The following is a 15,803-nucleotide window of genomic DNA, read 5'->3' on the forward strand; positions in this document are numbered from 1 at the left end:
AGAGGGAACTCGTCATGACCATCGCCCGTTCACGTCAAATCAGCTTGCAGGATACGCCTTATTACCATGTGGTGAGTCGCTGTGTGCGGCGGGCATTCCTATGTGGTGAAGATGCCCACTCGGGCCAGAGCTACGAGCATCGCCGCCAGTGGGTGGTTGACAGGCTGGGCCAGTTGTCGCGGCTCTTTGCCATCAGTGATACTGGGACACCCATCATTTTGACAGGGGTGTAGCGGTCTGCTTGGCTTAAGCGACAGCGAAGAGGGAGTTTGCTATGACCATCGCCCGTTCACGTCAAATCAGCTTGCAGGATACGCCTTATTACCATGTGGTGAGTCGCTGTGTGCGGCGGGCATTCCTATGTGGTGAAGATGCCCACTCGGGCCAGAGTTACGAGCATCGCCGCCAGTGGGTGGTCGACAGGCTGGGCCAGTTGTCACGGCTCTTTGCCATCGGTATTTGCGCCTACGCAGTGATGAGTAACCACTACCATCTGGTGCTGAAAGTTGACCCAGAGCAGGCGCAGGGCTGGAGTGAGCGGGAGGTGGCCGAGCGCTGGGCCGGGTTGTTTCAATGGCCGTTGCTGGTGCGCCGCTGGTATCAGGGGGATACCCTAATTGAGCCAGAGCTCGCTGTGGTGCAAGAGCTGATAGCGCAGTGGCGGGAGCGGCTCTACTCCATCAGCTGGTTTGTACGCCTGCTCAACGAGGGGCTGGCTCGTCAGGCTAATCAGGAAGATGGCTGCAAGGGCCACTTCTGGGAGGGGCGTTTCAAGAGCCAAGCCTTGCTGACGGAGTCTGCTTTGCTCGCCTGCATGACCTATGTGGAGCTCAACCCGGTGCGAGCAAAATTGGCTGAGACACCGGAGGAGAGCGACTACACCAGCATTAGCCAGCGCCTTGGGCGTGCTCAAACCACTGAATTGCCACCCTTGTTGCTCCCGTTTGCTCAGAGAGGTGAACCCAAGTCACTTCCCTACACCTTTATCGATTATCTGACTCTGGTTGACTGGACTGGCCGCGCCATTCGCGATGATAAGCGGGGCCATATTCCCGAAGCGCTTTCTCCCATCCTACAACGGCTGCAACTCGACGGCGACGGCTGGTTCAAGCAGGTGACATTGTTCAAACGAAGCGGCATCCGGGCTATCGGCCACGGTGAAGCTCGAGAGCGCTATGCCCACCACTGTGGGCAGCGGCGATGTCATCAGCCCATTCACTGATTTCACTCCAAACTCACCTGCAACTTGGTATGTCCCATGACACCAGCGTCATTGGCTGGCCGTTATCAGGCTCTTCTTTCGGCACCTTCCATATCTAGCCCTGAAATGGTGACGATTCTGGCTGTATCCTGCTGAAACCACACCACCAGCCGATTAGCTCGGTCTTCACTACAGCGATAGGTAGAAAGGTGGGTGTCCCAAATAAGCTTCCCAAACAAGCCAGAAAGATGGGTGTCCCAAACAAGCCACAGCGAGAGGTAGAAAGGTGGGTGTCCCAAACAAGCCCCTCCCAAACAAGCCCAGCGAGAGGTAGAAAGGTGGGTGTCCCAAACAAGCCCAGGTAGAAAGGTGGGTGTCCCAAACAAGCCCGCAATTTGCCAACGTTGACCGCGTATTTGAACGTTCGCAAAAGGGACGTCGCCGAAAGGGGGCAAGAGCGGCTTAACGCCGGCTCTTTCCTGTCTTGTGACCCAATGCCTGCTTTCTGGCGCGCTGCTTCTGGGCCCCCTTGCTACCCCGGCGCGGGGTGGGAACATCGCGGGTGAGATCGGGCTCAAAGCCTGGGTACCACTGCTGGGGCAAGCGGGTGTCGAGCAGCGCCTCGACCTTCTCCAGCAGCGCCGCATCTTCCAGGCTGAACAGGGTGATGGCGAGTCCCTGGTTGCCGGCGCGGCCGGTGCGGCCGATGCGGTGCACGTAGTCCTCTGGCTGATGTGGAAACTCCATATTGATCACGTAGTTGAGATCGCTGATATCGAGCCCGCGCGCCGCCACGTCGGTGGCCACCAGCGCCTGCAAGGTGCCGGCGCGAAACTCAACCAGCACGTTTTCGCGCGCGCTCTGGGACAAATCCCCGTGCAGGGCCAGCGCATTGATGCCCGCCTTGCCAAGGCGCTGGGCTAGCTGGTCGGCCCCCTGGCGGGTGCGGCTAAAGATGAGCGCCGGCGCCCACCCCTTCACCTGGATAAGATGCTGCACCAGCTCTACTTTGCGCTCAACGTCCACCGCATAGACCCGCTGCTCCACCTCGGCCGCCGTGGTGTTGCGGGTTGCCACTTCGATAAGCTCAGGCTCGCGCAGCAATACCTTGCTCAAGGCGAACAGGTTGTCATCGCAAGTGGCCGAGAAGAGCAGGGTCTGGCGATCCTGTGGCAGGAAGGTCAGCAGCGCGGTGATCTCGTCCATAAAGCCCATGTCGAGCATCCGGTCGGCTTCATCAAACACTAGGTGGGCCACGGCACTGAGGCTCACCGCCCCGTGGCGCAGGTGATCGAGCAATCGCCCCGGCGTGGCGATCAGGATATCCACCCCGTTTTGCAGCGCCTCCACCTGGGCTGCGATGCTGACCCCGCCGTAGACCAGGGTACTGGTGAGATCGCCGCCCTTGGCATAGCGCTCGACGCTGGCCTGCACCTGCACCGCCAGCTCGCGGGTCGGCACCAGCACCAAGGCGCGCACCGGGCGAGGGGCGCCGGCAGGCATTTTTTGCAGCAGTTCAATCAGTGGCAGCACGAAGGCGGCGGTCTTGCCGGTGCCGGTTTGGGCGCCCGCCAGCAGATCGCGGCCGGCCAGAATAAGGGGGATGGCGCGCTCCTGGATCGGGGTCGGCGCCTCATAACCGAGCCCGCTGAGGGTCTGTTGCAGGCGGGGGGAGAGGGCAAGGTCGGCAAAGGTGGTCGGCATAGGGGTTCCTGCAAGGCGTTGGCGGCCCCGCAGGGCGGGGCCGCCAACGCAAGATAACGGCAACATGGCAAAAGTGGCGAGATGGTAGCAGCTCTGCCCGCCCGCTTCATACCCTGCTGCCGCTCAGGGCGTCATGGCTGGCGGGCGAACACCTCCTTGGCGGCGGCGAGGCCATTGAGGGCGGCGGGAAAACCGGCGTAGACCGCCATCTGCATGATGGTTTCGACGATCTCGTCGCGGCTGACCCCGACGTTGAGCGCCCCCTGGATATGCACCTTGAGCTGGGGGGCGGCGTTGCCGAGGGCGGTGAGGGCGGCCACCACAGCAATTTCGCGGCTTTTCAAATCGAGCCCAGGGCGTGCATAGATATCGCCGAACGGAAACTCGATCAGGTAACGGGCGAAGTCGGGGGCGATGTCGTGCAGGCTCTGCACCACCTGCTCCCCCACCTCGCCGTCGATCTCGCGCAGCTTCTCCCATCCCCGTTGATAGCGATCGGTGGAACTCATAGGGATTCTCCTCTGTTTAGGTGGATGACGCGGGCACCACACCGGCCTCCAGCGCGCGGTAGTGCGCGATCTTGGCCTGCAAGACGTCGGCGTTGCGTTGCAGCGCCGCCAGATGGGCGAGCACCTCGTCGAGGTGGCTCTCCAGCATCTGCCGCCGCGCCGGCACCGTGGCCGCCCCAGCAGCGCGCAGCCGGGCAAAGGCCTGCATCTGGCTGATGGGCATGCCGGTGCTGCGCAGGCGCAGCAGGAAATCGAGCCAGGCCAGATCTGCCGCGTCATAGCGGCGCTGCCCGCCGGGGGCGCGGCCGACCGGGGCGATGAGCCCGATACGCTCGTAATAGCGCAGGGTGTGGGCGGACAGGCCGGTCTGCTTGGCGACGGCGTTGATGGTGAGGTGCGGTGCCATGGGGTCATCCTAGAAGTTAGAGCGCGCTCTAGGTCAAGCACTCTATGGCGGCCCTAAGCCTCGGACAAGGGCGGCGGGGCAGGGCGCACAGAGAGCCCCCCTATCTGGCGGGGCTCGGTGAGGGGATCAGCGAAAGCGAAACAGCTCCCGGTGCAGTGGCGCCGCCAGGTGGTCGGCCAGGGTGTTGGCCATGGGCTCGGGGCCGCAGAACCAGACCGGGGCGCGCTGATGGCGGCCGAATTCGGCCAGATCCAGTTGGCCCGCCTCGCTCTCCAGGTGCAGCCAGTACTCGATCCCGGTCTGGCGGCACAGCTCGGCGATGCGCGCGTGGTAGGGGGCATTGGCCTGATCCGGCGCGCATTGCAGCAAGGTGGTGCCGGGGCGGGTCTCGCCGCGGCGCGCCAGCGCTTCGAGCCAGGCCACGAAGGGGGTGACGCCGATGCCAGCGCCCAGCCACATGGCCTGCCCCTTGCCCGGCAGGACGAAGGCGCCGTAAGGGCCGGTCACACTGACCACATCCCCGGCCTTGAGGTGCTGGTGCAGCCAGCGGGTGTGATCGCCAAGGGCACGCACCGCCAGGGTCAGGGTGCGGCCATCCGCCGACACATCGACCAGGGTGTAGGGGTGGGGCTCGCCACTCTCGGCGAAATCGAAGAAGGCGAACTGCCCCGGCTGGTAGTGGCGCAGCGGCGTATCGAGCTGGACGCGGATCTCGTGGGTGCGAGGATCGAGGGGGATGATGGCGCTCACCTTCCCTTGGTAGTGCTCGCCCTTACCCACCCGGCCAAACAGGGAGTAGAGCGCGCCGATGGCTCCCACCCCGCCGCCGATGAGCAGGGTCAGGCCAACCGGAGTGAACGGGCCGATGCGCGGCAGCAGGCACAGGGCATGCACCCACCCCATCAGGTAGATGACGGGGGCGAGCTTGTGCACCAGCTTGAAGCGCTCGTAGCGCACCATGGCCAGCAGGCCGATCACCACCAGTATCAGCAGCAGGTAGAAGCCCCACTCGCCCAAGGTGTTGCCAAGGTCATGGAGCAGGGCGTCGCTGCCGCTTCTGGCCCCTGCGCCGCGGCGGGCAGGGCGGGTCAGCCAGCCGGCACCGACGGCCCATTTGGGCGCCTCGACCAGCAGCCAGTGGGCGATCAGAGTGGTGGTGGCCCAGAGGGCGCTGCTGCGGTGCAAGTGCAGCATGCGATCGAGCCCGCCACACCAAGCCTCAAGGCGTGGCAGACGCAGCGCCAGCAGCAGGGAGAGGGTCATGGCCGCGAGGCCGATGAGACCGGTCAGGATCAACAACTCATGGCGCCACGGCCAGAAGCTGGCGGGCCAGCTATCGAGACCGGCCAGCCAGATGAGGGTGAGCCCGAGGGGGAGGGGCCAGCGTAGGGATGGAGTGTTCATACCGTCTCCTTGTTCTGAGCTTCCATTGAACACTCGCTTTGTAGCCAAAGTGTGCCGTAGGGGGAAGGTTGTGTGACAGAGTGTGACAGGATCAGCGCAAGGCGGCCGGCGGTGGCACCTCGCTGTAGTGGCCGTCGATGTCGCGCTGGTAGTAGCGCCCCTCTTTCACGTAGTAGCGCCGCCCGTCCACATCGACCGTGGTGAGGGCTGGCTCAACCACACTTGCCGCCGGGCGCTCGACCACCACATAGCCGCGTTCTTCAGGGCGGTAGAAGATGTCGTTGAGCACGTAGTAGGTCAGTCCGGCGATGAGCACGGTAGCCACCCCGGTCGGTAGGTGGTCAACTCGGTGACCGGGGCGAGGCAGCGGCGAGAAGGGCACACCCATCCCAGTACCGCTCATTCCGGGGCCACTCACGCCGTGATGATGAGCCGGCAGATCCGGCCCCCGCCCAGGGCGGGCGGCAGCCGGTAGCGCCAGAGTGGTGGCCAGCAGCAGCAGGCAGGCGCGGCGCATCTCAGCGCTCCCGGTTGTTGGTCTGAGTCTGGGCCGGCGGGGTGGGGAGTTCACGCACTTCGCGCACGCTCACCTGCACCTCATAGCGTTTGCCCTTCTCGGCGGGCGGGATTAGCTGCGTCAACTCGGCCGCGGTTGCCTGAGGGTCACCGCCCTGCTTGCTTGCCTGATAGAGGGCGGCCGGGGGGAGCAGGGGGGGTTGGCCGTGTGGCCCCTTGGGCATGGGCTCCATGGCTTGGCTCAGGGGGGCGATCAGCAGGGTCAGCAGCAGGGAGGCTCGGATCATGACAATTTTCCTCAAAATGGGTCGGTTCGCGCTCATTAGAGCCCTGACTCAGTCCTCCCTCAATCGACTTTACGCCCCTTTTGCACTCCCTTTACACAGGCGCGCCGTATAAAAAAACCGGGCCAGTGGCCCGGTTGAAAATCCCGCATGGCGCGGGTGTTCAGGCTCCGGCCCAGGTGGGGGTGGGCCGGTCGTCGCTCGCGCCGGGTCCTTCCGGCGCGATGGACTGGGGTTACTCCCGCTCCAGCGCGTGGATGGGGTCCATGCGTGCGGCGCGTCGCGCCGGAGCGAAGCCAAACAGCAGGCCGATCAGGGTCGAGCAGAGGCAGGCGGCCCCCATGGCAGGCAGGGAGTAGATCATCCGAAAGTCGCTGCTGAAGTAGTCAAACAACTGCCCTGCTAGCAGGGAGAGCAGGATGCCGAGCACCCCGCCGAGCAGGCAGACCAGCACCGCCTCGATGAGAAACTGCTGCAAGATATCGCGAGTGCGCGCCCCCACCGCCATGCGCAGGCCGATCTCGCGGGTGCGCTCGGTTACCGACACCAGCATGATGTTCATCACCCCTATCCCCCCCACCAGTAGCGAGATGAGGGCGATCATGGCGATCAGCAGGGTCAGGGTGGCGCTGGTCTGGGTGATGGTCTGGCGGATGCTGTCGGTGTTGAGCACGAAAAAGTCGCGGGTGCCGTGGCGGCTGTCGAGCAGTTGGGTGATCCCCTCTTCGGCGGCGGCCAGCGGTACCGCATCGGCCACCCGCACGCTGATGCTGCGCAGGTAGGTCTGGCCGAGCATCCGCTTCATGGCGGTGGTGTAGGGGATCCAGACGTTGAGGTTCTCGTCGCTGCCAAAGCCGCTCTGATTCTTGGCGGCGATGCCGATCACCCGGCACGGCAGCGGGCCGAGCAGGATCACCTGGCCAAGCGGATCGACCCCTTCGCCAAACAGCTTGCTGCGGGTGTTCTCGTCGATCACCACCTCTTGGGCCAGGCTGGTCACGCTGGCGGCATCGAAGCTCATGCCGGCGATCAACCGATAGCCGCGCACCGTGAAGAACTGCTCGCCCACCCCGTTGACGCTGCCGCTGACCGAGACGTTACCAAGGCGCAAGGTGGTGCTGGTGGAGAGGCTGGGGGTGACGCTGTGGATGTAGGGGAGCTGGGCCAGCGCATCGGCATCGCCGCTGCGTAGGGTCTGGATGGCGGTCGAGCGCATGTCGCCAAAGCCGCGCCCGGGGAACACCTCCAGGGTGCTGGTGCCCATGGCGTTGATGTTCTCCAGCACCTTCTGCTGCGACCCCTGGCCGAGCGCCACCGTGGTCACCACAGAGGCGATGCCGATGATGATGCCGAGCATGGTGAGGAAGGTGCGCAGTCGCTGGGTCACCATGGAGAGCCAGGCCATGTGCAGGGCATCGCCAAAACCGGCCCAGGGGCGCGCCTGGCTGCGCTTCGGGGCCACCTTGCCCTCTGTTGGAGTGGAAGGGGCGCGGCGACGGTCGTCGACCACCCGGCCATCTTTGAGTTCGATGATCCGCTCGGCGTGCTCGGCGATCCCCATGTCGTGGGTGACGATGATGATGGTGTGGCCCTGAGCATGCAGCTCCTTGAGGATCGCCAGCACCTCGGCGCCGCTGTGGCTGTCGAGGGCGCCGGTCGGCTCGTCGGCCAGGATCACCTCGCCGCCGTTGATGAGGGCGCGCGCGATACTGACCCGCTGCTGCTGGCCGCCGGAGAGCTGGCTCGGCCTGTGCTCGAGCTTGTCGCCGAGCCCGAGCCGGGTCAGCAGGGTATCGGCACGGTGGTGGCGCTCGGTTGCCGCAATGCCGGCGTAGAGGGCCGGCACCTCGACGTTGCCACGGGCATTGAGGTGAGAGAGCAGGTGGTAGCGCTGGAAGATGAAACCGAAGCGTTCGCGGCGCAGGGCGGCGAGCTGGTCACCATCGAGGTCGGCGGTATCCTGGCCGGCGATGCGGTAGTGACCCGTGCTGGGCCGATCCAGGCAGCCGAGCAGGTTCATCAGGGTTGACTTGCCCGAGCCCGAGGCCCCGACGATGGCCACCATCTCCCCCTTCTCGATGGAGAGATTGATGTCGTGGAGCACGGTGGCGGCCTGCTCGCCCTCACCGAAGGTGCGGCCGATGCCGCTCAGTTGCAGGAGCACGCTCATATCAGAATCCCATCGGGCCGCGCATGCGTGGACGGCTAGCGCTGCTGGCCCCCTCGCCCGTGGTGCTGACGATCACCTTTTCCCCCTCCTTGAGCCCCTCCAGGATCTGGGCATGCACCTTGTTGTTGAGTCCCACCTTGACCCGGCGCACGCTGACACGTCCTTGCTCGTCGACCACCTGCACCTGATCCCCTTGCAGTGCTGGCGCCGGGATCACCAGGGCCTGGCTGACGCGGTCGAGCACCAGATAGACCTGGGCCGTCATGCTGATGCGCAGCACGCCGTCGGGGTTGGGCACGTCGAACAGGCCGTTGTAATAGATGGCGCTGCTGCTAGTGCTGGTGCTGCTCGTCGAGCTTGAGCTGGTGTCGCTGTTGATGCTGTCGGGGGCCGGCTCGATGGCGCGCAGGGTGGCCTCATTGCGGGTCTCGGGGGCGCCGAGGATGGTGAAATAGACCGGCATGCCAACCTTGGCCTTGATCACGTCGGCCTCGGAGATCTGGGCCTCCACCGTCATGGTATCGAGCTGGGCGATCTTCATCAGGGTTGGGGCGCTTTGCACCGCATTGACGGTCTGCCCCACTTCGACCGGAATGGCGACCACGGTGCCATCGAGTGGCGCCCGGATCTGGGTGTAGCCGAGATTGACCCGGGCGGTATCGAGGGCGATCTCGGCCTGTACCCGCTGCGCTTGCAGGGCGCGGATCTCGGCGCGGGTCTGATCCAAGGTGGCCTTGGCCGTGTCATAGTCGGCCTGGCTCACCAGCCGGCGGGCCAGCAGGTTCTGCTGGCGGGTGAAGGTCAGCTCGGCATTGCGCAGTGCCGCCTGCTTGGCGGCGATCTGGGCATCCAGATTGGTGCGCTGGGCCTCGGCGTCTTTGAGGCTGTTCTGCTGGGTCAGATCGTCGATCTCGGCCAGCAGATCACCGGCCTTGACCTTATCGCCGAGGGCGACATGGAGGGCCTTGATTTGGCCCGAAACCTGGGCACCGACCGACACCTGCTTGCGCGCTTCTAAGGTGCCGTCGGCCAGCACCGACTGCTCCAGATCGCGGCGCTCGGCGCTGGCGGTGATGTACTGGGCGCCGCTCTCGGCATCGCCTTGGCGGCCAAACGCGAACCAGATGAACAGGGCAAACAGTGGCAACAGCCACCACAGCAGACGTGGGTGCAGACGGGGCATGAGCTCGGGTATCCTCTTGCTAGACAGGGTGGGACTCTATCCCATTTACCGGTTAAGGCTCTCTTCCAGAAGCGTAAGGATTGCGTAAAGGCTGCTGTGACGGCAAGGGGAAGCGGAGACAATGCGCCCTTCGCCGAAGAGGAGGAAAGATGAAGATTCTGCTGGTCGACGATGATCTCGAACTGGGTGCCATGCTGGGGGAGTACCTGCGTGCAGAGGGGTTTGCCACCACCCATGTGGCCACCGGCCGAGAAGGGGTCGAGGCGGCGCTTTCGGGCCGCTATGCGGCGCTGGTGCTCGACGTCATGCTGCCCGATCTGAGTGGCACCGAGGTGCTGCGCGAGGTGCGCCGTCAGAGCCGGCTGCCCATCATCATGCTGACCGCCAAGGGGGACAACATCGACCGGGTGGTGGGGCTCGAGATGGGGGCCGATGACTACATGCCTAAGCCCTGCTATCCGCGCGAGCTGGTGGCCCGGCTGCGCGCCGTGCTGCGCCGGGTGGGGGAGGAGTCTCAGGGCCATCTCCCCGAGGTGTTGACCTTAGGGGGACTGATGTTGAGCCCAGCCAACCGCACCTGCGCCTGGCGCGCCCTGCCGCTCGATCTGACCGCCACCGAGTTCAACATGCTCGAGCTGCTGCTGCGCACGCCCGAGCAGGTGGTGACCAAGGATGTGCTCTCGTTGCAGGGCATCGGTCGCCCACGCGAGGCGTATGATCGCAGCGTCGACGTGCACATCTGCAACCTGCGCCAGAAGCTGCATCAGCGCGCTGGCGACAGCCTCAGCATCGAGACCATCCGCAGCATAGGGTACAAGCTCGTATGCTGCTGACCAGCCGCCTGTTCTGGAAGATCCTGCTCGGCTTCTGGCTCGCCATCATAGTGGTGAGCCAACTGTTGTGGATAGGCTTTAGCCTGCATGACAGGGAGCCCCCGGAAGAGCGGATGGCCCGCCGTGTCGCCAGTCAGCAGTTGGCCGCCGCCGTGAGCCTGTTCGAGGTGGGCGGGGAAGCGGCGTTGACACGCTGGTTGGCAAGCTGGCCCATCGATGAGCGCGATCTGCTACGGCTTATCGCCACCCCGAGCGCCACCGCATCACTGAAACCGGATGGTGCACGGCCACCGGCCCCCGTGCTGACCCGTCAGGTTGTGTCGCCACAGGGGCAAACTTATCAGCTTGTCTATCACGTCGGCGAGCTGCGTGAGCGAATGACGCCCCCCTCGCGCCCCTTGCAGTGGCTCAAGATCCCGCCTCCCATGCTGTGGATAGGCGGGCTGGGGGGGCTGCTGTTTAGCATCTTTTTCGCTTGGCACCTGACTAGGCCGGTGCGTCTGCTGCGTCAGGGGTGCGGCCAGGTGGCTCAGGGGGATCTCGCGGTGCGTCTGCTGCCGCAACTGCGCCATCGTCACGACGAGCTAAGCGCCCTGGCCCACGATTTTGATCTGATGGTGGAGCGGCTCCAGCAGTTGGTGCATGGCCGGGAACAGTTGCTGCACGATGTCTCCCACGAGCTGCGCTCGCCGCTGGCGCGGGTGCGCCTGGCGTTGGGGCTGGCCGAGCAGAGTGCTGACAAGGTGCCAGCCTCATTGCAACGCATCGAGCAGGAGACCGAGCGGATGGATCGGCTGATTGGCGAGCTGCTCGAGCTGGCCCGCGCCGAGCAGGAGCATGCCCCCGAGCTGGGGTATTTTGACTTGCAGGGGTTGGTCGAGGCGGTGGTGGCCGACGCCCGTTTTGAAGGGGAGCGCGCCCACGTCGCGGTGCGGCTGGAAGGGGAGTGCCGCCGCACTCTCAGCGGTAATGCCGAGCTGGTGCGGCGGGCGCTGGAGAACGTGGTGCGCAACGCTCTGCGCTTTAGCCGAGCCGGCCAAAGCGTCACCCTCAGTCTGGCCGAAGCCGAGGGGCAGGCGCTGATCTGCGTCTGTGACGAGGGGCCGGGGATCGAGGAGGAGAAGCTCGCCAGCATGTTTGATCCCTTCGTGCGCATCGGCGCCGTCGGCAAGGGCTATGGACTGGGGCTGGCGATCGCCCGGCGCGCCTTGATTTGCCAGGGGGGGCAGATCAAGGCCGAGAACCGGACTCAGGGGGGATTGGTGGTGACCTTGAGCCTGCCTTGCCGCTGAGGCATCCCCTTCATCTGCGCAAAAAAAGAGGGCCCGCAGTGCGGGCCCTCTTTATATTTCTCAGTTAGCTGGAGAGATAGTGCTCTACCCGGCTGTCGTGGCACAGGGCGCGGATCTGCGCCTGCAACTGTGCCTCTTCGTCGGTGACCCGCTCATGCTGGCGCAGGTGATCGAGCCAGGAGGGGAGCACGAAGGTTTCGATGAAATCTCGGCTCTCCTGATCGCGGAACAGATGCCACTCACGGCCCCCATCACGGCGACGGGTTTCGCCGAGCTGGTGCAGCAATTTCCGGAAGGCCTCTTCCTGATCGCTCATGACTTGATAGCGAACCTGGATCATCACGGGGCCATCCTGCTGGTGAGCCGGATCCACCTCTGCCGGCTCGGGCCAGTGGCGGCTTGGCTGCAATGACCGCTCGCCCGCATCCAGATGTATCCGGGTGGTGAAAGGGATCAGCAGCAGCATGCCGACGGCCGCCGCCAGTAGGGCGGTGGTCACCCCAAAATGGCTGGCTACCTGACCCCAACTGAGGGAGCCCAGCGCCATGGCACCGGAGAAGACGGTCAGGTAGAGCGAGAGACCGCGGGCGCGCACCCAGTCAGGCAGTGCCCCCTGGGCGGCGATCATCAGGCTCGACAAAGTGGCAATCCAGCTGGCGCCCGCCAGCAGTCCTGCCAGCAGGGCCAGTGGCGCAGACTTGGAGGTCGCCAATACCAACAGCACCAGGGCAGTACCGACGGAGCCCAGCATTACTATGTAGTGGCCCGAGAGGCGGCGGCGCAGGCGTGGCAGCAACAGGGCTCCGAGCACGGCGCCGATACCGACGCTGGCGGTCAGGGCGCCATAGAGGGTGGCATCCCCGTTGAGTTGCAGACGTGCGACCAGTGGCAGCATGGCCCAGTAGGCGCTGGCGAACAGGAAGAAGGCGGCGGAACGCAGCAGCACGCCGATCAGTGCCGGGCTGCGGCGGGCATAGCGCAGCCCCGCCACGACGGCGGGCAACACCCGTTCGGCCGGTAGCCGATTGCTCGTACCACTTTCACCCCGCCACCACCAAAGGGCAGCCAGGATGGCCAGGAAGCTGACCGCATTGAGCAGGAAGGGCATCGCCATGCCGATCTGGGCGATCAGCAGGCCAGCCAGCGCTGGGCCGATGGCACGGCTGATGTTGATCCCCATGCTGTTGAGGGCAATACCGGCTTGCAGCTCTTTACGCTCCAGCAGGCTTGGCACAATCGCTTGCCAGGCCGGCGCCAGGAAGGCGGCGCCGCAGCCGAGCAGGAAGGTGATGAGCAGCAGGCCGTGGCTGCTGGCATTACCACTTTGTACCTGGAAGGCCAGGAAGGCTGCCGCCAGCAGCATCATGGCGTTTACCACCAGTAGCAGGCGGCGTCGGTCGAGAATGTCGGCCATGGCGCCGGCCGGCAGTGCCAGCAGGAACACCGGCAGGGTAGTCATGGCCTGTACGGCGGCGATCATGCCCGGATTGGGGTCCAGGCTGGTCATCAGCCAGCCGGCACCCACGTCGTGCATCCAGGTGCCGACATTGGAAAACAGGGTCGCCAGCCAGAGCACCAGAAAGGCGCGCTGCCGAAACGGCGCCCAGGGGGAGACGGTCTGGTTAGCCACGGTAGCGTTCATCCATGCGTTGCATCTCGATGATGATGACATGGCCATGGCCATTGGGGGCCTTCATGCGCAGGGTGGCCGGGCCGGTCACCTCCAGCGAGTCGCGTTCGGCTAGGGAGGTCATCCCTTCCAGCTCCACGCCTCCCTCCATGCAACTGACATAGGCCTGACGCCCCTCGGCCAGCTCGAACACCACCTCGGCATCGCTGCGGGTCAGCTCGGTGACATGGAAGTTGACGTCTTGGTTGAGGTGCAGCGGGGTATCCAGGCCGCCGTGCAGTGGGCTGACCAAGTGCAGCAGACGGTTCTCCCGCTCGCTGGCGGCAGGCTTGGCGCTGCCGTAGCGGATCTCCAGCCCCTGGGCCGGCGGCAGGATCCAGATCTGCATGAAACGGGTCCACTCATCGTGCTTGTTGAGCTCGGAGTGGGTCAAGCCGGTGCCGGCGGTGATGGCCTGGATATGGCCACGCTCAAGCACCTCTTCTTCGTCGGTGACGCTGTCCCAATGGGTCAGCTTGCCGTGCAGCAGGTAGCTGACGATCTCCATGTCACGGTGCGGGTGCTGGTCGAAGCCGCTGTGTGGCTGTACGTCATCGTCATTGACCACCCGCAGCGCACCATAGTGGATGTTTTCCGGGTCGTAGTAGTTGGCAAACGAGAAGTGAAAGTAGGTGTTGGCAGGGTGATATTCACTGGCCGGCAAATAGTGAAGCTGGTCGGCCGGGCGCTTGATGAATTGAGTCATGTAATGCTCCGGTTAAGAGGGCGCCGCCAGTGCGGCGCCCGGGTGAGGGTTAGAAGGCGAAGCAGGAGCAGCCGAGAGCACCCCAGAAGGCGCGGTCATCGGAGACCGGCATGAAGGCGTTGCGGGCCTTCTCATGCTGGTGTTGGTGCACGCCACAGGGGCCGCAGCACTGGTGGGCCTGGGGTTGAGTGCCGACCAGAGCCTGCTGCGCTGAGGCCGGGCGGTAGTGGCCGGGCACCAACTTGGTCGGCGACCAGTCGGGCAGGATCGGCAGCTCGGGCGGGGCCAGCGGGCCGAAGGTACCCTGGGCGAACACAATCTTGCCACCGACCAGGGTCAGCACGGACTCGATCCCCTTGATGGACTCTTCCGGTACCTGGAAGAAATCTTCGGAGAGCACCGCCAGATCGGCGAGCTGACCGACCTTGATCATCCCCTTCTTGCCCTGCTCGCTGGAGAACCAGGCACTGCCGTTGGTCCACAGGGAGAGGGCGGTCTCGCGCGGCAGGCGGTTGCGCTCGTCATACATCTGCAAGCCACCGACGGTGCGGCCGGAGACCAGCCAGTAGAGCGCGGTCCAGGGGTTGTAGCTGGCAACACGGGTGGCGTCGGTTCCGAGGCCGACCGGCACACCGGCTTCCAGCATGCGGGCGACGGGGGGCGTATGCGAGAGCGCCTCTTGGCCGTAGCGCTCGGCGAAGTACTCGCCCTGGAAGGCCATGCGGTGCTGGATGGCGAGGCCGCCGCCGAGCGCCTTAACCCGCTCAATGTTGCGTTCGCTGATGGTTTCGGCGTGGTCGAACATCCAGTGCAGCCCGTTGAAGGGGATGTCGCGGTTGACCTTCTCAAACACGTCGAGCATGCGCGAGATGGACTCGTCATAGGTAGCATGCAGGCGGAACGGCCAACGATGCTCGACCAGATGGCGCACCACCCGCTCCAGCTCGTCTTCCATGCCGGGAGGGAGATCCGGGCGCGGCTCGAGGAAGTCCTCGAAGTCGGCGGCGGAGAAGACCAGCATCTCGCCAGCCCCGTTGTGGCGATAGAAGTCACTGCCGCTGCCTGGCTCCAGCATGTCGGTCCAACGCTGGAAGTCTTCCAACTCCTGCTTGGGACGCTGAGTGAAGAGGTTGTAGGCGATACGGATGGTGAGTTGATCCTCTTTTTCCAGCTCCTCGATGATCTGGTAATCCTCGGGGTAGTTCTGGAATCCGCCACCGGCATCGATGGCGCTGGTGACACCAAGCCGGTTGAGTTCACGCATGAAGCGGCGGGTCGAGTTGATTTGGGCTTCGTAGGGCAGCTTGGGGCCCTTGGCCAGGGTGGCGTAGAGGATCATGGCGTTGGGACGGGCAATCAGCATGCCGGTCGGGTTGCCCTGAGCATCTCGCTGGATTTCACCACCCGGCGGATTCGGGGTATCGCGGGTGTAGCCCACGGCGCGCAGAGCGGCGCGGTTGAGTAGGGCGCGATCATAGAGGTGCAGTACGAACACCGGGGTATCCGGTGCGGCTTGGTTGAGCTCGTCGAGCGTCGGCATGCGGCGTTCGGCAAACTGGAATTCGGACCAGCCGCCCACGACCCGAACCCATTGGGGGTGCGGAGTGCGTTCGGCCTGAACCTTGAGCATGCGCAGCGCTTCGGCCACAGAAGGCACCCCTTCCCAGCGCAGTTCGAGGTTGTAGTTCAGCCCGCCACGGATCAGGTGCAGGTGGGAGTCATTGAGGCCGGGGATGACGGTGTGTCCCTTGAGATCGACAACACGGGTCTCGGGGCCGGCGTGGGTCATCACCTCGGCATCACTGCCAACGGCGACAAACTTGCCATCGCGGATGGCGACGGCGGTGGCCAGGGGGTTGGCGGGATCCACTGTATGCAGATCACCATTCATCAGGATCAGGCTTGCGTGATTAGACATGATTGATT

Annotated in this window: 15 protein-coding genes; 4 read left to right on the forward strand and 11 right to left on the reverse strand. The window is 64.7% G+C overall.

Annotation, left to right across the window (positions count from 1 at the left end; translation table 11 throughout):
- Positions 1 to 14: 14 nt before the first annotated feature.
- On the forward strand, positions 15 to 233 hold the full coding sequence (locus FE240_RS02055; protein ID WP_404800044.1) for a hypothetical protein: 219 nt from the start codon (positions 15 to 17) through the stop codon (positions 231 to 233).
- Between the two features lie 41 nt (positions 234 to 274).
- On the forward strand, positions 275 to 1,222 hold the full coding sequence (locus FE240_RS02060; RefSeq protein ID WP_193003186.1) for a transposase: 948 nt from the start codon (positions 275 to 277) through the stop codon (positions 1,220 to 1,222).
- 441 nt (positions 1,223 to 1,663) lie between these two features.
- Here FE240_RS02060 and FE240_RS02065 read toward each other — a convergent pair whose 3' ends face one another.
- The 8 genes from FE240_RS02065 to FE240_RS02100 all read right to left on the reverse strand — a co-directional run bounded on the left by FE240_RS02065 (position 1,664) and on the right by FE240_RS02100 (position 9,377).
- The gene (locus FE240_RS02065) at positions 1,664 to 2,905 is read right to left on the reverse strand and encodes a DEAD/DEAH box helicase (RefSeq protein WP_193003187.1); all 1,242 of its coding nucleotides are present in this window, start codon (positions 2,903 to 2,905) and stop codon (positions 1,664 to 1,666) included.
- A 131-nt stretch (positions 2,906 to 3,036) separates the two neighbouring features.
- Complete coding sequence (locus FE240_RS02070; protein ID WP_042045500.1) at positions 3,037 to 3,414, reverse strand: carboxymuconolactone decarboxylase family protein; 378 nt, start codon at positions 3,412 to 3,414, stop codon at positions 3,037 to 3,039.
- Between the two features lie 16 nt (positions 3,415 to 3,430).
- Positions 3,431 to 3,820, reverse strand: a complete 390-nt coding sequence (locus FE240_RS02075; RefSeq protein ID WP_193003188.1) for a MerR family transcriptional regulator — start codon at positions 3,818 to 3,820, stop codon at positions 3,431 to 3,433.
- Between the two features lie 126 nt (positions 3,821 to 3,946).
- Positions 3,947 to 5,224 (reverse strand): ferredoxin reductase family protein, encoded by a 1,278-nt coding sequence (locus FE240_RS02080; protein ID WP_193003189.1) that lies wholly within the window; start codon positions 5,222 to 5,224, stop codon positions 3,947 to 3,949.
- 91 nt (positions 5,225 to 5,315) lie between these two features.
- Complete coding sequence (locus FE240_RS02085) at positions 5,316 to 5,741, reverse strand: DUF6515 family protein (RefSeq protein ID WP_193003190.1); 426 nt, start codon at positions 5,739 to 5,741, stop codon at positions 5,316 to 5,318.
- 1 nt (position 5,742) lies between these two features.
- Entirely contained in the window at positions 5,743 to 6,027 is a 285-nt protein-coding gene (locus tag FE240_RS02090) for a hypothetical protein (protein ID WP_193003191.1), read from the reverse strand.
- 232 nt (positions 6,028 to 6,259) lie between these two features.
- Positions 6,260 to 8,194, reverse strand: a complete 1,935-nt coding sequence (locus tag FE240_RS02095) for a MacB family efflux pump subunit (RefSeq protein ID WP_193003192.1) — start codon at positions 8,192 to 8,194, stop codon at positions 6,260 to 6,262.
- A gap of 1 nt (position 8,195) precedes the next feature.
- The gene (locus FE240_RS02100; RefSeq protein WP_193003193.1) at positions 8,196 to 9,377 is read right to left on the reverse strand and encodes an efflux RND transporter periplasmic adaptor subunit; all 1,182 of its coding nucleotides are present in this window, start codon (positions 9,375 to 9,377) and stop codon (positions 8,196 to 8,198) included.
- Between the two features lie 149 nt (positions 9,378 to 9,526).
- Between FE240_RS02100 and FE240_RS02105 the strand changes: the two genes are divergently transcribed.
- Together FE240_RS02105 and FE240_RS02110 are read left to right on the forward strand one after the other, a co-directional pair.
- Positions 9,527 to 10,210, forward strand: a complete 684-nt coding sequence (locus FE240_RS02105) for a response regulator transcription factor (protein WP_193003194.1) — start codon at positions 9,527 to 9,529, stop codon at positions 10,208 to 10,210.
- Positions 10,201 to 11,502 carry a HAMP domain-containing sensor histidine kinase gene (locus tag FE240_RS02110; RefSeq protein WP_193003195.1) on the forward strand — a complete coding sequence of 434 codons (1,302 nt, stop codon included), beginning with the start codon at positions 10,201 to 10,203 and terminating at the stop codon, positions 11,500 to 11,502. The genes FE240_RS02105 and FE240_RS02110 overlap by 10 nt, the downstream gene beginning before the upstream one ends.
- Positions 11,503 to 11,566: 64 nt before the next feature.
- Here the strand turns inward: FE240_RS02110 and FE240_RS02115 are convergent, their stop codons facing one another.
- The 3 genes from FE240_RS02115 to FE240_RS02125 are packed head-to-tail and all read right to left on the reverse strand — an operon-like array spanning position 11,567 to position 15,795.
- Positions 11,567 to 13,144: an MFS transporter gene (locus FE240_RS02115; protein WP_193003196.1), complete on the reverse strand. Its 1,578-nt coding sequence runs from the start codon at positions 13,142 to 13,144 to the stop codon at positions 11,567 to 11,569.
- Complete coding sequence (locus tag FE240_RS02120) at positions 13,125 to 13,877, reverse strand: pirin family protein (RefSeq protein WP_193003197.1); 753 nt, start codon at positions 13,875 to 13,877, stop codon at positions 13,125 to 13,127. The genes FE240_RS02115 and FE240_RS02120 overlap by 20 nt, the downstream gene beginning before the upstream one ends.
- Positions 13,878 to 13,926: 49 nt before the next feature.
- Positions 13,927 to 15,795 carry an amidohydrolase gene (locus FE240_RS02125; RefSeq protein WP_193003198.1) on the reverse strand — a complete coding sequence of 623 codons (1,869 nt, stop codon included), beginning with the start codon at positions 15,793 to 15,795 and terminating at the stop codon, positions 13,927 to 13,929.
- Positions 15,796 to 15,803: the final 8 nt, after the last annotated feature.

Origin of the sequence: Aeromonas simiae, assembly GCF_014892695.1 — a bacterium.
Classification (GTDB): domain Bacteria; phylum Pseudomonadota; class Gammaproteobacteria; order Enterobacterales; family Aeromonadaceae; genus Aeromonas; species Aeromonas simiae.

What these genes read in the sequence shown, in the direction of transcription:
- FE240_RS02055 (WP_404800044.1), top strand. Translation starts at nt 15, where the DNA reads ATGACCATCGCCCGTTCACGTCAAATCAGCTTGCAGGATACGCCTTAT.
- FE240_RS02060 (WP_193003186.1), top strand. Translation starts at nt 275, where the DNA reads ATGACCATCGCCCGTTCACGTCAAATCAGCTTGCAGGATACGCCTTAT.
- FE240_RS02065 (WP_193003187.1), bottom strand. Translation starts at nt 2,905, where the DNA reads ATGCCGACCACCTTTGCCGACCTTGCCCTCTCCCCCCGCCTGCAACAG.
- FE240_RS02070 (WP_042045500.1), bottom strand. Translation starts at nt 3,414, where the DNA reads ATGAGTTCCACCGATCGCTATCAACGGGGATGGGAGAAGCTGCGCGAG.
- FE240_RS02075 (WP_193003188.1), bottom strand. Translation starts at nt 3,820, where the DNA reads ATGGCACCGCACCTCACCATCAACGCCGTCGCCAAGCAGACCGGCCTG.
- FE240_RS02080 (WP_193003189.1), bottom strand. Translation starts at nt 5,224, where the DNA reads ATGAACACTCCATCCCTACGCTGGCCCCTCCCCCTCGGGCTCACCCTC.
- FE240_RS02085 (WP_193003190.1), bottom strand. Translation starts at nt 5,741, where the DNA reads ATGCGCCGCGCCTGCCTGCTGCTGCTGGCCACCACTCTGGCGCTACCG.
- FE240_RS02090 (WP_193003191.1), bottom strand. Translation starts at nt 6,027, where the DNA reads ATGATCCGAGCCTCCCTGCTGCTGACCCTGCTGATCGCCCCCCTGAGC.
- FE240_RS02095 (WP_193003192.1), bottom strand. Translation starts at nt 8,194, where the DNA reads ATGAGCGTGCTCCTGCAACTGAGCGGCATCGGCCGCACCTTCGGTGAG.
- FE240_RS02100 (WP_193003193.1), bottom strand. Translation starts at nt 9,377, where the DNA reads ATGCCCCGTCTGCACCCACGTCTGCTGTGGTGGCTGTTGCCACTGTTT.
- FE240_RS02105 (WP_193003194.1), top strand. Translation starts at nt 9,527, where the DNA reads ATGAAGATTCTGCTGGTCGACGATGATCTCGAACTGGGTGCCATGCTG.
- FE240_RS02110 (WP_193003195.1), top strand. Translation starts at nt 10,201, where the DNA reads ATGCTGCTGACCAGCCGCCTGTTCTGGAAGATCCTGCTCGGCTTCTGG.
- FE240_RS02115 (WP_193003196.1), bottom strand. Translation starts at nt 13,144, where the DNA reads ATGAACGCTACCGTGGCTAACCAGACCGTCTCCCCCTGGGCGCCGTTT.
- FE240_RS02120 (WP_193003197.1), bottom strand. Translation starts at nt 13,877, where the DNA reads ATGACTCAATTCATCAAGCGCCCGGCCGACCAGCTTCACTATTTGCCG.
- FE240_RS02125 (WP_193003198.1), bottom strand. Translation starts at nt 15,795, where the DNA reads ATGTCTAATCACGCAAGCCTGATCCTGATGAATGGTGATCTGCATACA.